The organism is Jiella flava (genome assembly GCF_017349315.1).
Classification (GTDB): Bacteria; Pseudomonadota; Alphaproteobacteria; order Rhizobiales; family Rhizobiaceae; genus Jiella; species Jiella flava.
In genome coordinates, this window is record NZ_JAFMPP010000003.1 from 170868 (window position 1) to 192476 (window position 21609).

A 21609-nucleotide genomic window follows, 5' to 3' on the forward strand; every position below is an offset into this window, starting at 1 on the left:
AAGAACCCAGCGATGCATATCGTCTCGGCCATGCGCAATCTATCCGTTGCCGCGCTTGCGGCTGCCCTAGCGGCCTGCTCGACGACGTCAGCCACCAACGACGTCTCGCTTGATCCTCCGAAGGACGCCCTGACGCAGACCGCCGATGGCCAACCCGAAGCGAGCGCGATGCGGGCGCCGGTGATGGTCGCCCACGAGGACGGCACCGAGGCGCCCTATTGCCCGCCCGTCTCGATTCGCGAAGGAACCGGGACCCTGCAAAAGCAGGTCGGCGAAGCTCTCGATTATCAGGCCGTGCTCGTCAAGACCACGCGCGACTGTAAAATCGTCAATGGCAAGCTGAAGATCGCCGTCGGCGTCGAGGGCCGCGTGATGCCGGGCCGGGCCGCCAAGGACCGCACGGTGAACCTGCCGATCCGCATCGCCGTTCTCGGCCAGAGCGGCGTTGTCTATTCCCACCTCGGCAACCAGCCGGAGGTGATCAAGAAGGGCGCGAGCGCCAAGCTCTTTCGCTATGTCGACAAGGACGTCGCGGTCGATGCGGCCAGCACCAGTATCGTGATCTATGCCGGCTTCGACGAAGGCCCGACGAAGCCCGAGGGCTGAAACGGGGCGTTCAAAGCCGTGCCACCGCCCAAAAACGTCGCCCCGGAGCCGGACGCCGGCGTCGGGGCGAATGGTTCGTGCGGTGTCTCTTGATCGATGGCGCCGCCGCCGTGATCAGAACGCCTCCCAGCTGTCCTCGGCGTGGGCGGCCTTCAGTGCGTTGTTTCCGGCCGTTCGTGGCTGTGCCGCGGCGGCTTTCGCGGGCGTGGCCTTGGCCGGCGCCGCCAGAGACACTGCAGCCTTGCCGGCGGGGCGGGCGGCTGACCGGCGCGGCGTATGGCCGCCACCGGTGACCTCGAAGCGCTGCATCAGATTTGCAAGGCCCTCGGTCTCGACACTGAGATTTCGGGCGGCTGCCGTCGTCTCTTCGACCATTGCGGCGTTCTGCTGGGTGACCTTGTCCATCTGATCGGCCGCCGTCGACACCTCCCGCAGCGTGCCGGCCTGCTGCTTGGCGCTGCGGGCGATCTCGCTGACGAGAGCGCTGACTTCCTGAACGCGGGAGACAATTTCCTCCAGCGACTTGCCGGAGGCGCGGGCAAGCTGCACGCCGCTCTCGACCTGCCGCGAGGAGGTGGTGATCAAGCCCTTGATCTCCTTTGCCGCTTCCGCTGAGCGTTGGGCAAGCGCCCGCACTTCCTGGGCAACCACCGCAAAACCCTTGCCCGCCTCGCCGGCGCGGGCGGCCTCGACGCCGGCGTTCAGGGCCAGAAGATTGGTCTGGAAGGCGATCTCGTCGATGACGCCGATGATCTGGTTGATCTGCTGCGACGACGCCTCGATTTCGTTCATCGCGGCGACGGCCTTGGAGACGACGGTACCGCCGTTTTCGGCGTCGTGCAGGGCGGTGGCGGTGGCCTGATTGGCTTTGTTGGCGTCGCTGGCGGTATCGTTGACGGCCTTGGTGATCTCCGACAGCGAGGCGACCGTCTCTTCGAGGCTGGCAGCCTGCTGCTCCGTGCGCTGCGACAGATCGGCCGCGGCGGTGTTGATCTCGTTCATGCCGTCGCCGATCGTCGCGGTCGCCGACTTCACCTGCTGCATGGCGTCTTCCAGACCGTTGACGGCCTGATTGAAGTCGATGCGCAGCTGGTCGATTTCCGGTGGCAGCGGCTGCTCGATCCGCCGGCCAAGCTTGCCGCCGGCCAAATCACTGAGCGCTGCGCCGAGTTCGCCAACGGCGTTGACGCGCGCGGTAACGTCGGTCGCGTATTTGACGACCTTCATGACCTTGCCGTTGGCATCGAGGATCGGGTTGTAGGAGCCCTGGATCCAGAGCTCGCGGCCGTTTTTGCCGAAGCGGCGGTATTCGGACGCCTGGAATCGGCCGGCGCGCAATGCCTCCCAGAACTGACGATATTCGGAACTTTCGCGCATCGCCGGTTCGACGAAGATCGAGTGGTGCTTGCCGACGACTTCGGACAGGCTGTAGCCCATCACCTTGAGAAAATTGTCGTTGGCCGAGACGATCGTGCCGTCGATCTTGAACTCGATGACCGCCTGGGAGCGATGCACGGCGGCGATCTGTCCCGCATAGTCGACATTGAGGAGTCGTTCCTTCGCATCAGCCCATTCCACGACGAAACCGGTCGTGATGTTGCCGTCGCGCAGCGGCGTGACCACCAGATCGAAGCTCCGCGTTCCGACCGTGATGGTCGCTCGGTGGGTCTGCTGCAAGCTTGCCAGCATATGGCGCTGGTGGCTCGGATTCTTGTGAAAGATGTCGATATTGCTGCCGATCAGCTTGTCGACGTCAAACCGGGGTAGCTCGCGCTTCACATCGGCCTCCGCCTCGCGCAGGAACTGCGTCAGCTCGGGGTTCAGATAGGTGATGTTGAGCTTGGCATCCGCCACCATGACATTGGTGTGGAGTGCGTCGAGGGCGGCGAGCCGTTGGCTCGCGTGAATGTTGCGGAGGAAGGGAATGGACATGAGTCTTTTGCCTTTCGCGGAATCGGTTCTCCAACGCGTTGGGCCGGGTCGTTCGTGACGGTCATCGACGCCGTTGGCTTTCCACGCGAACGATTATTGCTTGTACAGATGAAATAATAAAAACCGATTAAAGTTGAATCATCATTCATTCTTTATATTCCATTGCGGAATTTATGCTCTTATGATTATCTTCAAGGACATTCATTTCGATTGCAAGTCGTTGATGTGCAAATGTCAGACCTAAAAACAATTGTTTGGATGATTCGGAAACCCTTTTTGCAGAGGGCTTTTATTCTCGCAATGGTCGTCAATTGGTAGCCACGCCGAGCTTGATTGATCGGCAACACATTCAAGCGCAAGGGCATGTGCAGATCCGAAATCGCTGAAGAAGAGCGTTTCAGGGCGCTAGCGTGCCGCGCATCCGACAGGACGCACAAAGGTCGCTCTCACCCTTTGAATCGACGCATCGTGCTTTGCCGAAAATCGATTCCGATTGTCGGATCTATACTGTAGGTGTTAAAATAAATGAATTAAACTTCAGATTATAATGCCAATAACGCCGGGTGATATCTTGGTCGTGTGCCGGATTGACAGAGCATCGCCTTGTCGGCGTCCGCATCGGATGACCGCTCGTCGCCTGCCCCTGCCGTCCCGCGTCAGTCGTCTTGCCAGACCGCCAGAACCTCGACGAGGGCCGGAAAATCGGCCAGCCGGCTGATCACCGTTTCGGCGCCGGCCTCGGTCAGGGCGTCGGCATGGCCCAGATAGCTGTGGCCGGCGCCGGTAAAGCCGACCACACGGCAGCCGGCGGCTTTGGCGCCTTGAACACCGTGCACGGAATCCTCGATGACGACGGCGGCATGGCCGGGAACGTCGAACACTTTCAGCGCATGGCGAAAGACGTCCGGCGCCGGCTTGGGCTGGCCGACATCGACGGCGCTGAAGACATAGGGGCGGAATCGGTCCCACAGGCCGACATGGTCGAGTTCCATCTCCAGGCGTGCGGCGGTCGAGTTGGAGCAGATGCAGCGGGGGAGATCGAGTCGATCCAGCATATCGTGGGCGCCGGCGATTTCTTCGGCTTCCGTCGCCAGCCGCCGGTCGATCTCGTCATCGACCCGTTTCAGGAAGGCCTCGGAAAAGCGGTGCCCGGTCTCTTCGCTGAGCCGCGCCATCGTCGCGGCGAAAGTCAGGCCGGCAAAGCGCGTCGTCAGTTCGCTCGCCTCGATCTCGATCCCTTCGTCGCGCAGCAATTCGGCCTCAACCTTGGCGGCGACCACTTCGGAGTCGATCAGGACGCCGTCGCAATCGAAGATCAGGAGTTGAGGTTGGGGCATGGCGTGTCTTTTCGCGGCTGGTTCGGATCGGGGTGTCGACAGGGGCGCGTCGCTGCAGGCCGCTGGGTAGCACGATGCGCCGCTGGCGCAAACGCTTGCCACCGCGATCCTGCCGTCTGCGGTGCTGGACCGCTGGGATGGTCAGACACGACCACGTGGCCATAGCGAAGATCGCGCCGGTCCGGTGTCAGCCGACGGATGAAGCCCTGCGTCGGGGGGCAAATGCGGGGCGCGGTGTCTCTTGCAGACGATTTTATTGTTTCTTTACCCTGCTCGGTAACCATAGCGGCTGTTTTGTTCTCCTGCGTTACGGTTTTGCCCCATGGCTCTCTCCCGCTCCGCCCTCATGAAACGGCCGCCTGCCTCGGCCCCGGTCTTCAAGGACAGGATCCTGATGGGGCACTGCGTGTCGCAAATGGAGGCGCTCCCGGAAGCATCGGTCGATGTGATCTTCGCCGATCCGCCCTACAATCTGCAGCTTGGCGGCGATCTGCACCGGCCGGATCAGTCGAAGGTCGATGCGGTCGATGACGCCTGGGACCAGTTTGAGAGCTTTCAGGCCTATGACGCCTTTACCCGGGCGTGGCTGTTGGCCGCGCGGCGGGTGCTGAAGCCGAACGGAACGATCTGGGTGATCGGCTCCTACCACAACATTTTTCGGGTTGGCGCGAGCCTGCAGGATCTCGGCTATTGGATCCTCAACGACGTCGTCTGGCGCAAGTCCAACCCGATGCCGAATTTTCGCGGGCGGCGGTTCCAAAACGCTCATGAGACGATGATCTGGGCGTCGCGCGATCAAAACGCCAAAGGCTATACCTTCAACTACGATTCCATGAAGGCGGCCAATGACGATGTGCAGATGCGCTCGGACTGGCTGTTTCCGATCTGCACCGGCGGCGAACGGCTGAAGGACAAGGCGGGGCAGAAGCTTCACCCGACCCAGAAGCCGGAAGCGCTGATCGCCCGCGTGCTGCTCGCCTCGACCAAGCCCGGCGACGTGGTGCTCGATCCCTTCTTCGGCACCGGCACGACCGGCGCCGTCGCGCGGCGCCTCGGCCGGCATTTCGTCGGGATCGAGCGCGATCCGGCTTATATCGCGGCCGCCGAGCAGCGCATTGCCGCCGTCGAGCGGCTGCCCGAGGAAAGCCTGCTGATCGCCACCGGCAAGCGGGCCGAGCCGCGCGTGCCCTTCGCCAGCCTGATCGAGGCCGGCCTGATCGCGCCAGGTGCCCGGCTCACCGACGCCGGCCGGCGCCATGTCGCACAGGTGCGGGCCGACGGCACGGTGGCGGTTGGCGGCGAGGTGGCGTCGATCCACCGCGTCGGCGCCAAGGTGCAGGGGCTCTCCGCCTGCAATGGCTGGACGTTCTGGCACGTCGAGGCCGAGGGCGTGCTGACGCCGATCGACGAATTGCGGCGGTTGGTGCGCGAAAAGATGGCGCTGCGCGGGGTCGTCAGCTGAGACGCTGCGGGTCGACGGGGGCGGGTCGATGGAGGACGGGGCGATGGACGCGGCCGGATGAAGACGGCCGATGCGGCCCGCTTCGGGTAATGCCGCCAAACCGGCCACCGGCAAGCGGCCGGTCTTTGACTGACGTGGGCACCGGTCGGCCGCGTCTGGTCTCCAGCATCAGCCCGACAATCGGAATCGATTTTCGGCAAAGCCCGATGCGTCGATTCAAAGGGTGAGAGCGATCTTTCTGCATCCGATCGGACGCACGGCGCTCTAACGCCAAAAACGCGACAGCTTCCGCAGAGTCGTATCGACTCTGGAGCGAAAGACATCGCATTTCATCTTGAAGCCGGCGTCACCATTGTCAGCGCGCCGGAGCGATTTTACGCCAGAAGCCAGCCGCGAAGGTTAAGCCACGGCTCGCAATTCCCGACGAATCAGGATGATGATCGGAAATCAGGCCGGCTGAAGGTTGACTGCCTTCGGGCCCTTGCCGCGCTTGTCCGGCTCGGTCTCGAACGAAACCTTCTGGTTTTCCTGAAGGCCTGGAAGGCCGGACGCCTGAACTGCGGAGATATGCACGAAAATATCCGCGCCGCCATTGTCGGGCTTGATGAAACCGAAACCTTTTTCGGTATTGAAGAATTTGACCGTACCGGTCTGTGCCATCAGGAGATTCCTTATCCTGGCATGTATGGACGCCCGTGGGCTGTGGCAGGCAAGTCTTGACTAGGAAAGGAACCGACACACATCGCAGACTCTAGAGCCCACCCGGGAGAGGCGCTCCCGATACGCAATTCGTCCATTACCCGTGTTCGCGAATTTGCCCGAACGGGTGTGAGAATGCTAACTTCTCGCCATCTTTGCAAGTGAAAGATTTCTGACGCGCTTCACGTTTCATTACGGGACAGCTTTCGCGTCAGTATTGTCTGTCTATCCAAATATCGGATTTTGCTGGACTATGTCGATCCTCGCCGTCGGCTTTGCCGCCTTTCCTGGAGTGGCCCGCAATCCCTCCGAAACTCTCATGCGGCAATTGGAGGCGAAAATTCAGGGCGCTGGGGTGACGACACTCGTCCTGCCGGTTGCCTGGGATGAGAGCTGGCCGGCGCTGAAGACGGCCATCAGCCGCATGCGGGCATCGACCGTGCTGTTATTCGGCGCCCATCTGCGCGCCGAGCGCTTCCGCGTCGAGCTGCAGGCCCGCAACCGCCGCGAACTCGGCCGTGCCGACGCGCTCGGCGCCTTTCCCGCCGGGCCGGCGATCGGCGATGGGCCGGCGACGCTGCCCTGCCGGCTCGATTGGCTGCGGCTTGCACGGACCCTGCGGGCCGCCGGTATCGACTTCGAATGGTCGTCCAATGCCGGCAGCTATTTGTGCAACGACACGCTCTATCGCTTGGCCCTTGCGGCCGACGGCTTGGGGATCGAGCGCTTCGGCTTTTTTCATTTGCCGTCGAGCGACGAAGGGGTTGCCGATCTCCTGGTGGAGCCGGCCTTGCCTGAGGTGTTTATGAGCTTGCCGCTTGATCGCCTGGAGGCGGCTGCGCTGGCAATTCTGGCCGCCTGCGGATACGAGCCTTCGACAGACGTTTGAAGGACCTCTGCGATGACCGCCCCAAGTTTCGACGAAGACGCGCTCGACTTTGTCTATCAGTCCGCATTGTCGCATGAAAAAGCCGGACGACCGCAGGATGCCGCAGCGGCATGGCGTGAATGTCTGGCGATCGACCCGGACGACCACGTTGGCGCCCGGCTGCGGCTCTCGGCTTTAGGCCTCGGCGAGGTGCCGGCTTCGGCGGGGGAGGCCTATGTCACCACGCTGTTCGATCAGCAGGCCGAGATGTTCGAGGACATTCTCGTGCGCCAGCTCGGCTATGATGTTCCGAGCCGGATCGCCGACATTTTGTCTCGCCTCGGTCACGGCCTGTTCGGGCGGGCGCTCGATCTTGGCTGCGGCACCGGCCTTGTCGGTGTGGCGCTGGACGGGCGGGTCGACGAGATGCTCGGTGTCGACTTGTCGGAAAACATGATCGAGATTGCCTTCGACAGCGAGGCTTATGACCATCTCTATATCGGCGAGGCGGTCGATTTTCTGGACGAGTTCGAGGAGCCCGAGCCCTTCGATCTGATCGTGGCGGCGGATGTCCTGCCTTATCTCGGGTCGTTGACGCCCCTCTTTCAGGCGGCGGCGAAGCGGCTTGGCCCGGACGGCCTGTTCGTCGCCTCGACCGAAACCTTTGCCGGCGAGGGCGAACCGGAGGCCGGCTTTGCCGTCGGGCGCGACCATCGTTTTCATCATGCTGAGCGTTACGTTCGGCGCGAAATCGAGGCCGCCGGCCTGGCGGCGCTCGCGTTCGAGCCGATTATCGTGCGAATGCAGGAGGGGCGGCCGGCGCCCGGCCATCTGATCGTCGCGCGCAAGATGAGCTGAGGTCTGTCGGCGCCAGCATCGGCCCGACGATCTGGTCCGCATTCGCCAATCCGCCACCAACCGGACGCGGCGTGCGAATCGGCCGACGCCATTCTGCTCGATGGCGGGTTTGTCGATGCGCCGTCTGACGAAACGTCACCAGCGCCGGTCCCTTCTCTGCGCACCTGTCCCGGGCCGGTTCAGAGTCATATTGTCAAAACCGCAGCCAGGAGACGTCAATAGAAACGAATTTCAATAGAACTTATCAAAATAGGTTGGAAATCACCGCTGCAATGCTATCGCCTGCAAGTTTCGTGATGTCGAACGGAAATCGATCGACTTCGGCGATCCAATACTCCGTTGCGTCAGGATTGGCTGTCGCAGATGCTGACCGCAACGGGCCCGTGACAGGACACCGTCTCGGCGTCGAGCGCAGCACGCAAGCTTTCAAGGGCATGATTGTTGGCCCGAAGACGTTTCAAAAGCCCTTCATCTTCCAACATGTTGGGGGCATCGACCCAGCGCCATGCGGCGCGTTCGAAGCGTGTGTTATGCTCCTCACCCCACGATGCCACGGCCATTCCCTCCTGTCCGAAATCGTCGAATCCGGCACTTCCAAGGCACTGGGGAAACTATAGTCGATTCTCGTGGCGTTTATAAGATCTTTTCTGGGCGCTGTTGCCGGACTTCAACAAAACTTGACAGGTCGCGCGCCACAGGGTTCTGGTCTGCGGCGCTGCGGGCGTGGCGGAATGGTAGACGCAAGGGACTTAAAATCCCTGGGCTTTAGGCCATGCGGGTTCGAGTCCCGCCGCCCGTACCAGCGGGCGAGCCGGTCTCCACTTCTGGGCGAGGCTGCGACAATATGGACAAGCGGATCCGCTCGGGCAGTCTGCCCGTTCCGGTCGCGGCGGTGTTTGCGCATGTCATTGGCACATGAGCGCGCGGTGCGTCCCGCAGGACGCACAAACGACGCGTGATCTGATTGATGCGACGCATCGGCTTTGCCGAAAGTCGATCCCGATTTCCGGGCCGATGCTGTCTGAGATTTGAGGAGTCCGCCCATGTCCGACCGCGAGGACCGCGCTGCCGTCGCGCCCTTCGAAGCCGTCGCGTCGCAACTCGTCGATGTCGCCATGGGCCGCAAGCCGGCCGATCTCGTCGTCAAAGCCGCGCGCTGGGTGAATGTCCATTCGGGCGAAATCCTCCCCAACACCGATATTGCGGTTGCCGCTGGACGGTTTGCCTATTGCGGCCCGGATGCCTCCCACGCCGTGGGACCGCAGACGGTGGTGGTCGAGGCGCAGGGGCGTTACGTCGTGCCGGGCCTGTGCGACGCTCACATGCATGTCGAGAGCGGCATGGTGACGGTCACCGAATTCTGCCGGGCGGTGATCCCGCACGGGACCACGTCGATGTTCATCGATCCGCACGAAATCGCCAATGTGCTCGGGCTGGACGGCGTGCGGCTGATGCATGACGAGGCGCTGACGCAGCCGGTCAATGTCTGGGTCGAGATGCCCTCCTGCGTGCCGTCGGCGCCTGGGCTCGAAGAGGGCGGTGCGGTGCTCGGGCCGACAGAGGTCGCCGAGGCGATGGGCTGGCCGGGGATCATCGGCCTTGGCGAGGTGATGAATTTTCCCGGCGTCGCCAACAATGACGCGACGATGGTCGGCGAGATCGCCGCGACCTGGGCCGCACACAAGACCGTTGGCGGGCATTTCGCCTCGCCGGATCTTGGCCGCGCCTTTCATGGCTATGTCGCGGGCGGTCCCGAGGACGATCACGAGGGCACGCGGATGGAGGATGCCGCCGCGCGGGTGCGCCAGGGCATGAAAGCGATGCTGCGGCTCGGCTCGGCCTGGTACGACGTGGCCGAACAGGTGCGCGCGATCACCGAGATGGGTCTTGATTCGCGGCACTTCATCCTCTGCACCGATGATTGTCATTCCGGCACGCTGGTTCGCGAGGGCCATATGAACCGCGTCGTGCGCCATGCGATCTCGCGTGGCCTGAAGCCAATGACGGCGATCCAGATGGCGACGATCAACACCGCCGAACATTTCAAGCTCGAGCGTGAGATCGGCTCGGTCACCCCTGGCCGGCGGGCCGATTTCCTGATCGTTTCGAACCTCGCCGAGCTGACGATCGACGCGGTCTATGGCCGCGGTGTGCGGCTGGCCGCCAGCGGCCGGCTGGAAGCCGACCTGCCGGTCTATCCCTATCCGAAGAGCGCGATCGATACGGTGAGGCTCGGCCGCGCGCTGTCGGCCGAAGATTTTCGGGTGATGGCGCCGCGGGGGGCGGGTGCGACGGTCGATGTGCGGGTGATCGGTGTGGTCGAGAATCAGGCGCCGACGCGGGCTCTGACGGCGACGCTCAAGGTCCGCGATCAGGTGGTGATGCCGGATGCGGATCAGGACATCTGCCGGATCGCGCTGGTCGAGCGGCATCGCGGATCGGGCACGCTCACCAACGGCTTCGTCTCCGGCTTCGGTTATCGGGGCCGCTGTGCCATGGCGTCGACGGTGGCCCATGATTCCCACCATATGATCGTCGTCGGCACCAGCGAGGCGGATATGGCGCTCGCCGCCAACCGGCTGGGCGCAGTGGGCGGCGGTGTGGTCTTTTTTGCCGATGGCGTCGAACAGGCTCTCGTCGAAATGCCGATCGCCGGCCTGATGTCGAACGAGCGGGCGGAAATCGTCGCTGAAAAGGCCGATCGGCTGATTGCCGCCATGCGGGCCGCCGGCTGCGAGTTGAACAACGCCTACATGCAGCATTCGCTGCTGGCGCTGGTCGTCATTCCCGCCCTGCGGATTTCCGACAAGGGCATCGTCGACGTCGACAATTTTCAGATCGTCGACCTCATCGTTTGACGGCGTGCCCGGCCGGGTCTGGTGACGGCAAGGCGGCGGCGGTCGGCGTTGGCTGGAAAAGGCGGCGGCTCCGACGATTCGGGGCGTGGATCGTCGGAGCCGTCCAACCCGGGCCACAGCGGCACGCAACCCGGGTGAAATGAGCGCAGGCCATGCCAGGAAAGGTTCCCGTCTCTCATGCCGTGGCTGCGATAGCCCACATTAGGATGGCTTTGTTTCTCGCCGATGGCGTCGCCGAAACACAATTGTTGCGTTCAGATTTCGATGCGGCACGGCAGCATGTTTTGTCCGCGGCATTCGCAAATGACGCTCGGCCTGGCCAGAATCATCGCCGTCAAGAGCGGAGCCTGCCGCGACCGCGATCGGCAGGGCTTTGACAAATTTGGCCGGCTGGCGCATGACGAGCCGCAAATTTTCGGTCACCCACAGGATCAGGAGCGCCCGGCATGACGATCGATCGGTCCAACGATATGGGATCGTTTCAGACCATCATCGCCCGGCGGCCCATTTCGATTATCGGCGCCGGCGTTGTCGGCACCGCAGCTCTTCAGGGAGCTTGACGGTCCGATCGCGGCCGGCGCGCGGAACGCGGCAGAACGCTTCGTCCGCGCTCGCCTTTGATTGGCGGATCGCCGGTTGGCAATCGCGCCGTTTCGCCGGACTGGCCGGCACACCGCGATCACGCGGCAGTGGCAGCACCCAGCGAGCCGAAGAAACCTGGACACCATGACCGACAACACTTTCATCACGCGGGTCGCCGCCGCACAGCACGCGCTGCGCGACCTCTTTCCAGCCACGCCGTTGCAGCTCAACGAGCATCTGTCGAAGAAATACGATGCGCGGATCTATCTGAAGCGCGAAGATCTGACGCCGGTGCGATCCTACAAGATCCGCGGCGCCTTCAACTTCATGCGCAAGAAGATGGAAGCTTGCGCTGCGGGCGGCACATTCTGCTGCGCCTCGGCCGGCAATCACGCCCAAGGCTTTGCCTTTGCCTGCCGGCATTTCGGGGTGAAGGGGCGCGTGTTCATGCCCGTCACCACGCCGCAGCAGAAGATCGATAAGACCCGGGTCTTCGGCGGCGACGCCATCGCGATCGAGCTGACCGGCGACTTCTTCGACGACTGCTATGCGGCCGCGAAGGCCTATGCCGAGGCACAAGGGGCCGAATTCGTCCCACCCTTCGATCATGAGGATATCGTCGAAGGCCAGGCAAGCGTCGCCCGCGAGATCCGCGAGCAGCTTGGCGAGGAGCGGCTCGACCTCGTGGTCATGCCGGTCGGCGGCGGTGGGCTCGCCTCGGGCATGACCCGCTATTTCGATGCCGAGAGCCGGTCGCGGCCAGAGCTGCGATTCGTCGAGCCGCTTGGCGCGCCGAGCCTGCGCTCCAGTCTCGAAAACGGCGCGCTGACGCGGATGCCGCAGATCGACGGCTTCGTCGACGGCGCGGCGGTGTCGCTGATCGGCGCGATCCCGTTCGAAACCCTGAGCCGGTTCCGGCCGGATGATGTGGTGCTGGCGCCCGAAGGCCGGCTCTGTCAGACGATGCTGGACATGCTGAATGTCGAGGGGATCGTGCTGGAGCCGGCGGGCGCACTGGCGATCGACGCGCTCGACACGCTGCAGGAGGAGGTGCGCGGCAAAACCGTCGCGCTCGTCGTCTCCGGCGGCAATTTCGACTTCGAGCGGCTGCCGGACGTCAAGGAGCGGGCGCTGCGCTATTGCGGGCTGAAGAAATATTTCATCCTGCGCCTGGCCCAGCGACCGGGCGCCCTGAAGGACTTCCTCAATCTTCTCGGCCCGGACGACGACATTGCCCGCTTTGAATATCTGAAGAAGTCGGCCCGCGATTTCGGCTCGATCCTGCTCGGCATCGAAACCAAGGATCCTGCCAATTTCCCGGCGCTGCTCGAACGATTCGAGGCCGATGGCATCCGCTATCAGGACATTACCGACGATCAGATCGTTGCCGATTTGCTGATCTGATCGGATCAGATCAGCGTTGGGGCGGAGCCGGCGCTTGAATCCGCTGCGGTTTCAGAGCGGAAAGGCGAAAAAGGCGTTGTCGCGGGTTCGCTCGCCGGCATCGACCACCCGGTTGCGGCCCTGATGCTTGGCGGCATAGAGCGCCTTGTCGGCCAGTTCGACGAGGTCGCGCGAGCCAATGCTGCCGCTTGTCTCCTCATCGAGCCGCAGCGTCGCGCTGCCGATGCTCGCCGTTACGCTCTGCCCGCTCGGATTGCCGGAATGGGTGATGCGCAGGCTGGCGATGCCGGCCCGGACCGCCTCTGCGATCTCGGCCGTCTCCGCCAGATCGGTGCCGGGCAGCAACACCGCAAATTCCTCGCCGCCATAGCGGGCGACGAGACTGTTCGGCCGGTCGTAAACCGCCAGTTCGATCGCTTTGGCGACCACCTGCAGGCAACGATCGCCGACCTGATGGCCATAATTGTCATTGAAGGTCTTGAAGTGGTCGACGTCGAGCATCAGCAGGGACAAAGGGCCGGCCCCGCAGACGAATTCGCTCATCGTTGCCGACAGGGCGAGATCGAAGCCGCGCCGGTTGGAGATGCCGGTCAGCTGATCGAGCAGGGCCAGCCGTTCGGCTTTGGCATTCTGGGTCAGCCGGGCGGTGATGTCGGTGGCGATCTTCATCACCGTGGTCGGCTGGCCGGAGGCGTCGAGGATCGGATTGTAGCTCGCCTGCAACCAGATGATCCTGCCGTTCTTGGCGATGCGGGGAAACTCGGCCTGGGCGAATTCGCCGGTCCGCAGCCGGTTCCAGAAGTTTGTATAGGCTGAGCTGTTGACGATTTCGGGCGGTACGAAATCACGGTGGTTGCGGCCGAGAAGCTCCTGAACCTCGTAGCCCATGATCGCCGCGAAATTGGCGTTGACCGACAGGATCGTGCCGTTCATGGCGAATTCGATCATCGCGGTGGAGCGGGAAATTGCCTGCAGTGTGCTCTCGTGATTGGCCGCGCGCTGCTTTTCGGCGGTGATGTCGGTGGCGAGCTTCAAGATCGTGTGCGCCTTACCGTCGCGCGACAGGATCGGATTGTAACTGGCCTGCAGCCAGACCTCGCGGCCGCCCTTGGTCACGCGGCGAAAATCCCGGCGAATGAACTCGCCGGCTTTGAGCAGCTCCCAAAACGCCTGATATTGCAGATTGTCCCGGTCCTCCGGCCGCAGAAAGATCCGATGATGCTGGCCGATCACTTCCTCTTCGCTGTACTGCATCAATTTGAGAAAGTTGGGATTTGCAAATATTATTCGCCCGTCCGTCGAAAATTCGACCATGGCGGTAGATCGAGACAATGCACTCCATAATAAATCTCGATCTGGAATAATTTCATTTGAAAACAATTTCGCATTTGTCATGCAGATTTGCTTTCTTATGGGTCCGGAAGCGGGGGATACGAACGCAAAGGACGACAATCAACTCTGCAAATCTGATAGTTCATTGTAAATAAAAAATAAAATCTCAGGATGAAAAATTCGAATAATGCGCGTTTGAGATGGGGTTTTACGATCTTTTGCGGCGCTCGGTCAAACGCACGCCTCTCCGCTCGCATCGGGCGCGAGGGGGCGACCGCAAGCCTTCGTCGGCGATGACTCGCCGAGAGCGACGCTCTCCTGGCGCTTATCGGCGCCGCCTTCGAGGCCGTTGGCGGTGACGGCGACGGCCAGCACCGGCAGGCCCTCCCGCATCACGATGGTCGCCTTGCCAAGCACCAGGTCGAGCATCGTTTGGTGTTTGAGCTGATGGGCGACCTTCTGGGGCGACGCCAGACTGTTCCGTTGCAGGCGGTGACGCGATCAGGTGATGACGGCGCGGCGATTGCGGGACTTCCCCTCGCTGTCGGATCTGAATAGGGTCGTCTCGGCCGTGGTTCGGGTGGGCACCGAATCTCGAAGAGGAGACTGGCCTTTGTTCAAGAAATTGGCGGCACTCGTCGTCGCGCTGGTGCTGTTGCCCAACCTTGCGATGGCGCATGGCCCGACCCGTAAGAAGGCGATCGAATCCGTCGCCATCAATGCGCCACCGGCCAAGGTCTGGGCGGCGATCAAGAATTTCGGCGACATGTCCTGGCATCCGCGGATCGCCCTCGACGACGCCTCCAAGGGCAATGAGAAAGGCTCGATCCGCACCCTCGGCTTCAAGTCCGGCGGGATGATGCAGGAGGAGCTGTCGAAATATCAGCCGGAGAAGATGAGTTACTCGACTTTCATCGGCCATGTGAACACCAAGCTTCTGCCGGCGACGAACTATTCCTCGACGATCACGGTGAAGCCGGCTGATGACGGGACGTCCTCGACCGTGACCTGGCGCGCGGCGTTCTATCGCGGCTATCCGAACAACGATCCGCCGCCGGAGCTGAACGACGACGCGGCGATCAAGGGCGTCAGCGCGTTTCTGAAGGAAGGGCTGGACGGCCTGAAGACGAAAGTCGAATCGGGCTCGTGAGCGCTCTGAAATCGGGCGTTCGTGGCGGTGGCTTCATCCGCGCCGCCGCGACGCTGGCCGTTCTTCTCGCCGGTGCGGGCGCGCCGCTCGCGCCGGCCGCCGCCGCCGATATCGGCTATGTGACCAGCCAGGACGCGAACACGCTCTCCTTCGTCGATCTCGATACGATGACGATCGAGGCGAGCATTGCGATGCCGGGCGAACCGGCCGGGATCGCGGTCAGCCGGGACGGGACGCGAGCCTATGTCTCGCAGCCGAAGGCCAAGCAGATCGCCATCGTCGACACAGCGGCGCGCAAGATCATCGGCGAGGTGACGGTCGGCGGCGGCCCGCTTGGCATCGCCGTTGATCCCTCCGGCTCGCCGGTCTATGTCGCCGACTGGTATTCCCACACGCTTTTGCTGGTCGATCCGGCCAAGCGCGCGGTGATCGGGCATTTCGACACCGGCAAATCGCCGTCCGGCATCGCCGTGTCCAAGAACGGAACGGTGGTGGTGACGGCCGACCGGGCTTCGAACCAGCTGTCGTTCTTTGCCGCCAAGACGGGTCAGGTGATCGCCCGCGTGCCGGTCGGCGAACGGCCCTTTGGCGTTGCTTTTTCGCCGGATGGCGCGCGGGTCTACGCCGCCAATGTCGGCTCCGACAGCGTCAGCGTGGTCGATGCGCGCGGCCATTTCGTCATCCGCACGGTGCCGGTCGGATCGCATCCCTATGATGCGGTCGAGACGAAGGGCAAAGTCTTCGTCACCGATCAATATGGCGGGACCGTTACTGTGTTTGACGCCGGCACCGGCAAGCGATTGGATCAGCTCGACTGCTGCGACTATCCGGAGGGCATCGCACCGAGCAGTGACGGCCGTTTCGTCTATGTCACCAACTGGTTCGCCAATACGGTGGAGAAGATCGACGCGGCGAGCCTGAAGATCGTCGGCAGTGTCGACGTGCCGGATGGTCCGCGCGCCTTTGGCCAGTTCGTGCGCGCGGCACCGGCTGCACCGGCGGCCAAGATGCCGGAGGCCGCGCCGAAGACCGGCGGCTGAGATGGATGACGCAGATGGAAAATCGGGAACCTTTCCCGACCGAATCTGCATGAAAACGACGGATCAGGGGCGTTTCATCGCCGGGCCGTCGGTCGACGGCCTGGCCCGGCCAAGGTGGCAAAAGGGGTGTCGTCGACGCGGCTGCGACGATGGCGCTCCGATGAGGAGGAGGCTCATCATGAGGATTTTTTCGGGTGCTCGCGCAGGGCTCGGGCCGGCGGCACTGTCGGCGGCGTTCCTCGTCGCGCTGTCGGTGGCCGGGCAGGCGCAGACCGCGATGCCCGGCGCCGTTCAGCCGGGGGTAAAACGCGAGGTTCCGGCGGCGCCCCCAGGGACCGATGCCGCGGCTGGCGAGACGACGCAGCAGCCCGGCAGCACGCTCAGCGGCGAAACCGCCGGAAGCACGCATATCCCCTATCTTCCAGGCCAGAGCGCTGCGTCGAGCCACGCCGACTATCCGACCACGGCGATCGCCGACTACGTCTTTGCCTGCATGGCCAGCAACGGCAACACCCGCACCGCACTGGAGCAGTGTTCCTGCTCGTTCGACGTGGTCGCTTCGATCATTCCCTATGATCGCTATGTCGAGGCATCGACCTGGCTGTCCATGGGCCAGGTGACCGGCGAAAAGGGCAGCATCTTCCGCGGCTCGGCCGAGGCCAAAGCGTCGATCGGCGATTTGAGGCGCGCCCAGGCCGAGGCCGAGATCCGCTGCTTCGAGTGATGCGCGACGGGGGCTTGGTCCGGCGAATGGCGATCGGGCCAAAGTGGCCGAATCGCCTGGCCGCCGTCAGGATTGGACGTTGTCGAAGCTCTTTTCGAAGACCATGTTCTCGGTGTCCGTCGCCTTGGCGTGGAACGGCCCGGTATCGTCGGCCCCATAGCGGAAGCGGAAGCTCGGATCCTCCGAGATCGAAATGCCGCCGGTCATGGTGAAGAGCGGCTTGCCGCCCTTATCGAGTTCGAGATCGGTGATGAAGTGGGCCGGAATATAGAGCAGTGTGACCTGGTCCTTCTGCAGACCCGAATTGTTGGGGTGGCGGATCATCAGCTGCGCCTCGTGCACCCCGGGATCGTCAGTCTTGAAAACCCGCATCTTCATCTTGCCCATCTCGCGGGAAGCGGTCTCGGGATCCTTGGAGGCCGGTGCGGCACAGCCGCCCGCCGCCTTGACGAAGGTCTTGGTGACGTAAAGCTTGCCGTCGGCCGTCTCGGCGACGGCATGGACGTTGGTATAGGCATTGACCCGCACCCGGGTCGACAGCTGTGAAATCTTCGCGCCGTCGGCGAAGGCGAAGGTGGCGGCGACGGGCGAGGGGTTCTCGTCGATGACGAGTGTCACCTTGCGCACCTGCATCTTCGGATCAAAGGTCAGTTTCACCGGTACCACCGCCGGATCCGTGGCGCGCTTCGGCGCGTCGATGGCAATGGTGGCGGTGTTTTCGATCAGCGTCTTGTCGCCGAAGAGTTCGGACTTCAGATCCGGCCAGGCTGAATCGGTCTGCGCCGCCTTTTCCTCCGGCGACAGGCCGGTCTCAGCTGGCGCCTGGCTGGCGACGGCGAACAGCGCCAGCGCCGAGGAGATCAAGGCGATCGCGGTTTTGCGGGCCGTTTGACGGCGGGCCGTGTCAATGGATGTCATATCGTCAATCCTCCCAGGATGTCTCAATGGTCGACGCGGGCTCGACCCACGCCGAAGCCGGCGCCACTCATTGCAAGATCTGTCCGCAGGGCGCTGACGGCAAGGCGTTGCGCATCCTGGTCGTCGAACGGTGATCGCTTCGGCCGGGTCTCGATCCGCGGCGCCGGTCCGGTCCGAACCGCCTCATTCCCACTCGAGTTCGGCATAAGCGGCGGTGGCGTTACGCGGATTATACTCGTCGAAGAGCTGCCATTTGTCGCGTTCGCTTTTTGCCGCATCGGGCACCGCCTTGGCGAGCGGCACGCCCTTGGCGATCGCCGCGCGGATATCGCGTGCGAGCGTCTTGAAATAGTGCTCTTCCGGTGCGATCGCCTGGGGCCAAGCGGCGCTGATCGGCCCGTGGCCCGGCACCGCCCGGACGGCCGGGATCGCCTTCAGTTCGGGAATTTGCGCCAGCCAGCCAAGCAGCGAGCCATCGATGACCGGGCAATGACGGATGAAGACCAGATCGCCGGCAAACAGGGTCTTGGTCTTTTCGTCGAAGACCGTCAGGTCGTTGTCGGTGTGGGCGGTCTTCCACGCCTTAAGCAGGATGATGCGGCCTCCGAGATCGATTCGCCGTTCATCGGTCACGGTCTCGTCGGGAAGGGTGATGGTCACCGCGCCGGCGAGCGCCGGGCCGATCTGCTCCGCCATCGACTGCTTGTAGAACGCGGCCCGGGCGGCAAGGGCTTGGGGCAGCCGGCGATGGCCGATGATCGTCGCTCCCGCCGCCTTGAACACCTGATTGCCGAAAACGTGATCGGGATGCATGTGGGTGTTGATCAGATATTGGACCGGCTTGTCGGTAACCTTACGGATCGCCGCCAGTGCCGCCTCGCCGTCCGCCACGCTGCCGCCGCTGTCGACCATCGCGACCATCTTGTCGCCGACGATGAAGCCGATATTGCCGATCGCCCCGCGATTGTGTGGCGTTTCCATCGAGACGGCGCCGTGTCGCACATAAACGCCGTCCGTGATCTCGACGAAGGGAGCCGGCGGGCTCGGGTCCGCGGCCGCTGTCGTGCTCCCGGCGGCAAGCAGCGACAGGCCAAGGGCGGTCAATATGGATCGCATCATCGGGGCATCCTTCAACGGGCGTGGCGGCAGGCTTCGCCTGAGCGACGACCCGGTCGCTCAATGGGCGTTCGGTGGCGATGCCCATGCGGAGGATGGCGCCGGGCGCGGCGCTTGCAAAGAGAGGACGAAACCTGCGGCAAGATGACCGCATATGTTGCGTTGCGAAAAGTGCGGATGTTTGCCCCTTAACGTAATGTCATTCTACCTGATGATCGAGAAAATTTTGGCGGACATTCGCGTTTTGTCCGCGATTTTATCTCGGATATTCGCTGCTTTAATGCCGGGCGCAGGCCAATTTCGAAGACAAATTTCGTATATTTTCGGTTCTTATGCTAAATGAATTCGCAAAAAATTTATATGATAACGAGAACTAATCATCAAATATGCCACAATATGATTGTGTTTTAAAGGCAAGGATGGCGATTTCTATTCAATGTCGTGTCGATTGTGCGGTGCATATAGAAAAACTCTCGATCAGTGCTTGCGCAGGAAAAATTCCCGCACTAGGGTGTCATCATGGTTTCCGGCTTCAAGATCGGCGGTGTTGGGAGCGCCCCGAATCTCGAAGGCCACTGGTAGGGTAATGATCAACGGTGCCCACCAAGACCCCTATTGGAGGTCGTGACACGCTGCCGGAAGCCTTCCCCATTCATTGCTGACATTCCGTTGGCCGCGTCGCGTCCGCCGGCATTTGAAAGCTTTTTCCTTGGGAGGAAACTGATGTTGAAGACGATTACGAAGGCTGCACTCGCGTCGAGTCTGCTGATCGGGCTGAGCGGCGCATCATGGGCAGCCGAGAGCCTGCAGGACATGGAGAAGAACCCGGCCGAGTGGGTCATGCCGACCGGGAACTATGCCAACTGGCGCTATTCCACACTCGACAAGATCAACAAGGACAATGTCGGCCAGATGGTGCCGGCGTGGTCGTTCTCCACCGGCGTTCTGCGTGGTCACGAGGGCAATCCGCTGGTGATCGGCGACACGATGTATGTCCATACGCCGTTCCCGAACATCGTCTACGCCCTCGATCTGAAGAACGACGGCGTCATCAAGTGGAAGTACGAGCCGAAGCAGAACCCGGACGTCATTCCGGTGATGTGCTGCGATACGGTGAATCGCGGCGTCGCCTATGCGCCGGCCGGTGATGGCCATCCCGCCCTCGTCATTCTCGATCAGGCCGATACCACGCTCGTCGCGTTGAACGCCGATACCGGCGAAGTCGTCTGGTCGGCCAAGAACGGCGATCCCACCAAGGGCGAGACAGGCACCGCCGCGCCTTACGTCGTCAAGGACAAGGTCTATGTCGGCATTTCCGGTGGCGAATTCGGCGTGCGCGGCCGCATGACCGCCTACAGCCTGAAGGACGGCAAGGAAGTCTGGAAGGCCTATTCGACCGGTCCGGATAAGGAAATGCTGGTCGATCCGGAAAAGACCACGGCGCTCGGCAAGCCGGTTGGCAAGGATTCGTCGCTGACGACTTGGCAGGGCGACCAGTGGAAGATCGGCGGCGGCGGCACCTGGGGCTGGATCTCCTACGACCCCGAGCTCAACTTGATTTACTACGGCTCGGGCAACCCCTCGACCTGGAATCCGGCTCAGCGGCCGGGTGACAACAAGTGGTCGATGACCATCAATGCCCGCGACGCCGACACCGGCGAAGCCAAGTGGCTCTATCAGATGACGCCCCACGACGAGTGGGACTATGACGGCGTCAACGAGATGATCCTCGCCGACGTCAGCGTCGACGGCAAGGACCACAAGGCGCTCGTCCATTTCGACCGGAACGGCTTCGCCTACACCCTCGACCGCGAGACCGGCGAGCTGCTGGTCGCCAAGAAATACGATCCGGCGGTCAACTGGGCGACCAAGGTCGACATGGACAAGAGTTCCAAGACCTACGGGCGTCCGCTGGTCGTCGACAAGTACTCGACCGAAGCCAATGGCGAGGACACCAACACGACCGGCATCTGCCCGGCCGCGCTGGGCACCAAGGATCAGCAGCCGGCCGCCTATTCGCCGGACACCAAGCTGTTCTATGTCCCGACTAACCACGTCTGCATGGACTACGAGCCGTTCCGCGTCGCCTACACGGCCGGTCAGCCTTATGTCGGCGCGACGCTGTCGATGTATCCGGCGCCGAACAGCCACGGCGGCATGGGCAACTTCATCGCCTGGGACGCCGGCAAGGGTGAGATCGTCTGGTCGCTGCCCGAGCAGTTCTCGGTCTGGTCCGGTGCGCTCGCCACCAAGGGCGGCATCGTCTTCTACGGCACCCTTGAGGGCTATCTGAAGGCGGTCGACGCCAAAACCGGCAAGGAACTCTACAAGTACAAGACCCCGTCGGGCATCATCGGCAACGTGATGACCTACGAAGAGGGTGGCAAGCAGTATGTCGGCGTTCTCTCCGGCATCGGCGGCTGGGCCGGCATCGGCCTCGCGGCGGGCCTGACCGATCCGAACGCCGGCCTCGGCGCGGTCGGCGGCTATGCCTCTCTGTCGAAATACACGGCACTCGGTGGCCAGCTGACGGTCTTCACCGTCCCCGACCAGACGGCGTCGAAATAACCGCCGTAACGGTAATCAAAGCAGGCGGGCCTCGCGATTCGATCGCGAGGCCCGTTCGTTGAAGAACTGCAGAAACTGGGATTATTTCCTGATCTTTCAGGGGTTTGGCGAGCGGGCCAACCGGCCGGGCGCAATGATGCGCGGGCGGTTCCGAG

Annotated in this window: 18 protein-coding genes and 1 tRNA gene; 11 read left to right on the forward strand and 8 right to left on the reverse strand. The window is 62.8% G+C overall.

Annotation, left to right across the window (positions count from 1 at the left end; all coding sequences use genetic code 11):
• Positions 1 to 12 precede the first annotated feature (12 nt).
• Positions 13 to 606: a hypothetical protein gene (locus tag J1C48_RS05490; RefSeq protein WP_207256784.1), complete on the forward strand. Its 594-nt coding sequence runs from the start codon at positions 13 to 15 to the stop codon at positions 604 to 606.
• Between the two features lie 114 nt (positions 607 to 720).
• Here J1C48_RS05490 and J1C48_RS05495 read toward each other — a convergent pair whose 3' ends face one another.
• Both J1C48_RS05495 and J1C48_RS05500 read right to left on the reverse strand, forming a co-directional pair.
• Positions 721 to 2538, reverse strand: coding sequence for a methyl-accepting chemotaxis protein (locus J1C48_RS05495; protein ID WP_207256785.1), 1818 nt, complete (start codon positions 2536 to 2538; stop codon positions 721 to 723).
• A 656-nt stretch (positions 2539 to 3194) separates the two neighbouring features.
• Positions 3195 to 3875 carry an HAD family hydrolase gene (locus J1C48_RS05500; protein WP_207256786.1) on the reverse strand — a complete coding sequence of 227 codons (681 nt, stop codon included), beginning with the start codon at positions 3873 to 3875 and terminating at the stop codon, positions 3195 to 3197.
• Between the two features lie 322 nt (positions 3876 to 4197).
• Between J1C48_RS05500 and J1C48_RS05505 the strand changes: the two genes are divergently transcribed.
• Positions 4198 to 5337 (forward strand): site-specific DNA-methyltransferase, encoded by a 1140-nt coding sequence (locus tag J1C48_RS05505; protein ID WP_207256787.1) that lies wholly within the window; start codon positions 4198 to 4200, stop codon positions 5335 to 5337.
• A gap of 447 nt (positions 5338 to 5784) precedes the next feature.
• Here the strand turns inward: J1C48_RS05505 and J1C48_RS05510 are convergent, their stop codons facing one another.
• Positions 5785 to 5997, reverse strand: coding sequence for a cold-shock protein (locus tag J1C48_RS05510; RefSeq protein WP_207256788.1), 213 nt, complete (start codon positions 5995 to 5997; stop codon positions 5785 to 5787).
• Between the two features lie 292 nt (positions 5998 to 6289).
• Here J1C48_RS05510 and J1C48_RS05515 point away from each other — a divergent pair, with 292 nt between their 5' ends.
• Together J1C48_RS05515 and J1C48_RS05520 are read left to right on the forward strand one after the other, a co-directional pair.
• Entirely contained in the window at positions 6290 to 6925 is a 636-nt protein-coding gene (locus J1C48_RS05515) for a pyroglutamyl-peptidase I (RefSeq protein WP_207256789.1), read from the forward strand.
• Between the two features lie 12 nt (positions 6926 to 6937).
• Positions 6938 to 7762 carry a class I SAM-dependent DNA methyltransferase gene (locus J1C48_RS05520; protein WP_207256790.1) on the forward strand — a complete coding sequence of 275 codons (825 nt, stop codon included), beginning with the start codon at positions 6938 to 6940 and terminating at the stop codon, positions 7760 to 7762.
• A gap of 344 nt (positions 7763 to 8106) precedes the next feature.
• Here J1C48_RS05520 and J1C48_RS05525 read toward each other — a convergent pair whose 3' ends face one another.
• Positions 8107 to 8322, reverse strand: coding sequence for a hypothetical protein (locus J1C48_RS05525; RefSeq protein ID WP_207256791.1), 216 nt, complete (start codon positions 8320 to 8322; stop codon positions 8107 to 8109).
• 157 nt (positions 8323 to 8479) lie between these two features.
• On the opposite strand from J1C48_RS05525, the gene J1C48_RS05530 reads away from it, so the two are divergent.
• From J1C48_RS05530 to ilvA, 3 genes are all read left to right on the forward strand, one after another.
• A tRNA-Leu gene (locus J1C48_RS05530) sits at positions 8480 to 8564 on the forward strand.
• 241 nt (positions 8565 to 8805) lie between these two features.
• Positions 8806 to 10620: an adenine deaminase gene (locus J1C48_RS05535; protein WP_207256792.1), complete on the forward strand. Its 1815-nt coding sequence runs from the start codon at positions 8806 to 8808 to the stop codon at positions 10618 to 10620.
• A gap of 726 nt (positions 10621 to 11346) precedes the next feature.
• Positions 11347 to 12606, forward strand: coding sequence for a threonine ammonia-lyase IlvA (gene ilvA, locus J1C48_RS05540; RefSeq protein WP_207256793.1), 1260 nt, complete (start codon positions 11347 to 11349; stop codon positions 12604 to 12606).
• 51 nt (positions 12607 to 12657) lie between these two features.
• Here ilvA and J1C48_RS05545 read toward each other — a convergent pair whose 3' ends face one another.
• Together J1C48_RS05545 and J1C48_RS05550 are read right to left on the reverse strand one after the other, a co-directional pair.
• Positions 12658 to 14001: a sensor domain-containing diguanylate cyclase gene (locus J1C48_RS05545; protein ID WP_255679402.1), complete on the reverse strand. Its 1344-nt coding sequence runs from the start codon at positions 13999 to 14001 to the stop codon at positions 12658 to 12660.
• Between the two features lie 168 nt (positions 14002 to 14169).
• Positions 14170 to 14367, reverse strand: a complete 198-nt coding sequence (locus J1C48_RS05550) for a hypothetical protein (RefSeq protein WP_207256795.1) — start codon at positions 14365 to 14367, stop codon at positions 14170 to 14172.
• Between the two features lie 241 nt (positions 14368 to 14608).
• Between J1C48_RS05550 and J1C48_RS05555 the strand changes: the two genes are divergently transcribed.
• From J1C48_RS05555 to J1C48_RS18870, 3 genes are all read left to right on the forward strand, one after another.
• On the forward strand, positions 14609 to 15088 hold the full coding sequence (locus tag J1C48_RS05555) for an SRPBCC family protein (RefSeq protein WP_231081625.1): 480 nt from the start codon (positions 14609 to 14611) through the stop codon (positions 15086 to 15088).
• Complete coding sequence (locus J1C48_RS05560) at positions 15085 to 16128, forward strand: YVTN family beta-propeller repeat protein (protein WP_231081607.1); 1044 nt, start codon at positions 15085 to 15087, stop codon at positions 16126 to 16128. The genes J1C48_RS05555 and J1C48_RS05560 overlap by 4 nt, the downstream gene beginning before the upstream one ends.
• A gap of 409 nt (positions 16129 to 16537) precedes the next feature.
• On the forward strand, positions 16538 to 16852 hold the full coding sequence (locus J1C48_RS18870; RefSeq protein WP_207256913.1) for a hypothetical protein: 315 nt from the start codon (positions 16538 to 16540) through the stop codon (positions 16850 to 16852).
• A 66-nt stretch (positions 16853 to 16918) separates the two neighbouring features.
• On the opposite strand, the gene J1C48_RS05570 is transcribed toward J1C48_RS18870, so the two are convergent.
• Both J1C48_RS05570 and J1C48_RS05575 read right to left on the reverse strand, forming a co-directional pair.
• Positions 16919 to 17770, reverse strand: a complete 852-nt coding sequence (locus tag J1C48_RS05570; RefSeq protein ID WP_207256797.1) for a quinoprotein dehydrogenase-associated SoxYZ-like carrier — start codon at positions 17768 to 17770, stop codon at positions 16919 to 16921.
• Positions 17771 to 17953: 183 nt separating this feature from the next.
• Positions 17954 to 18889 (reverse strand): quinoprotein relay system zinc metallohydrolase 2, encoded by a 936-nt coding sequence (locus J1C48_RS05575; RefSeq protein ID WP_231081606.1) that lies wholly within the window; start codon positions 18887 to 18889, stop codon positions 17954 to 17956.
• Between the two features lie 720 nt (positions 18890 to 19609).
• On the opposite strand from J1C48_RS05575, the gene J1C48_RS05580 reads away from it, so the two are divergent.
• On the forward strand, positions 19610 to 21454 hold the full coding sequence (locus tag J1C48_RS05580) for a methanol/ethanol family PQQ-dependent dehydrogenase (RefSeq protein ID WP_207256798.1): 1845 nt from the start codon (positions 19610 to 19612) through the stop codon (positions 21452 to 21454).
• The last annotated feature ends 155 nt before the right edge of the window (positions 21455 to 21609 follow it).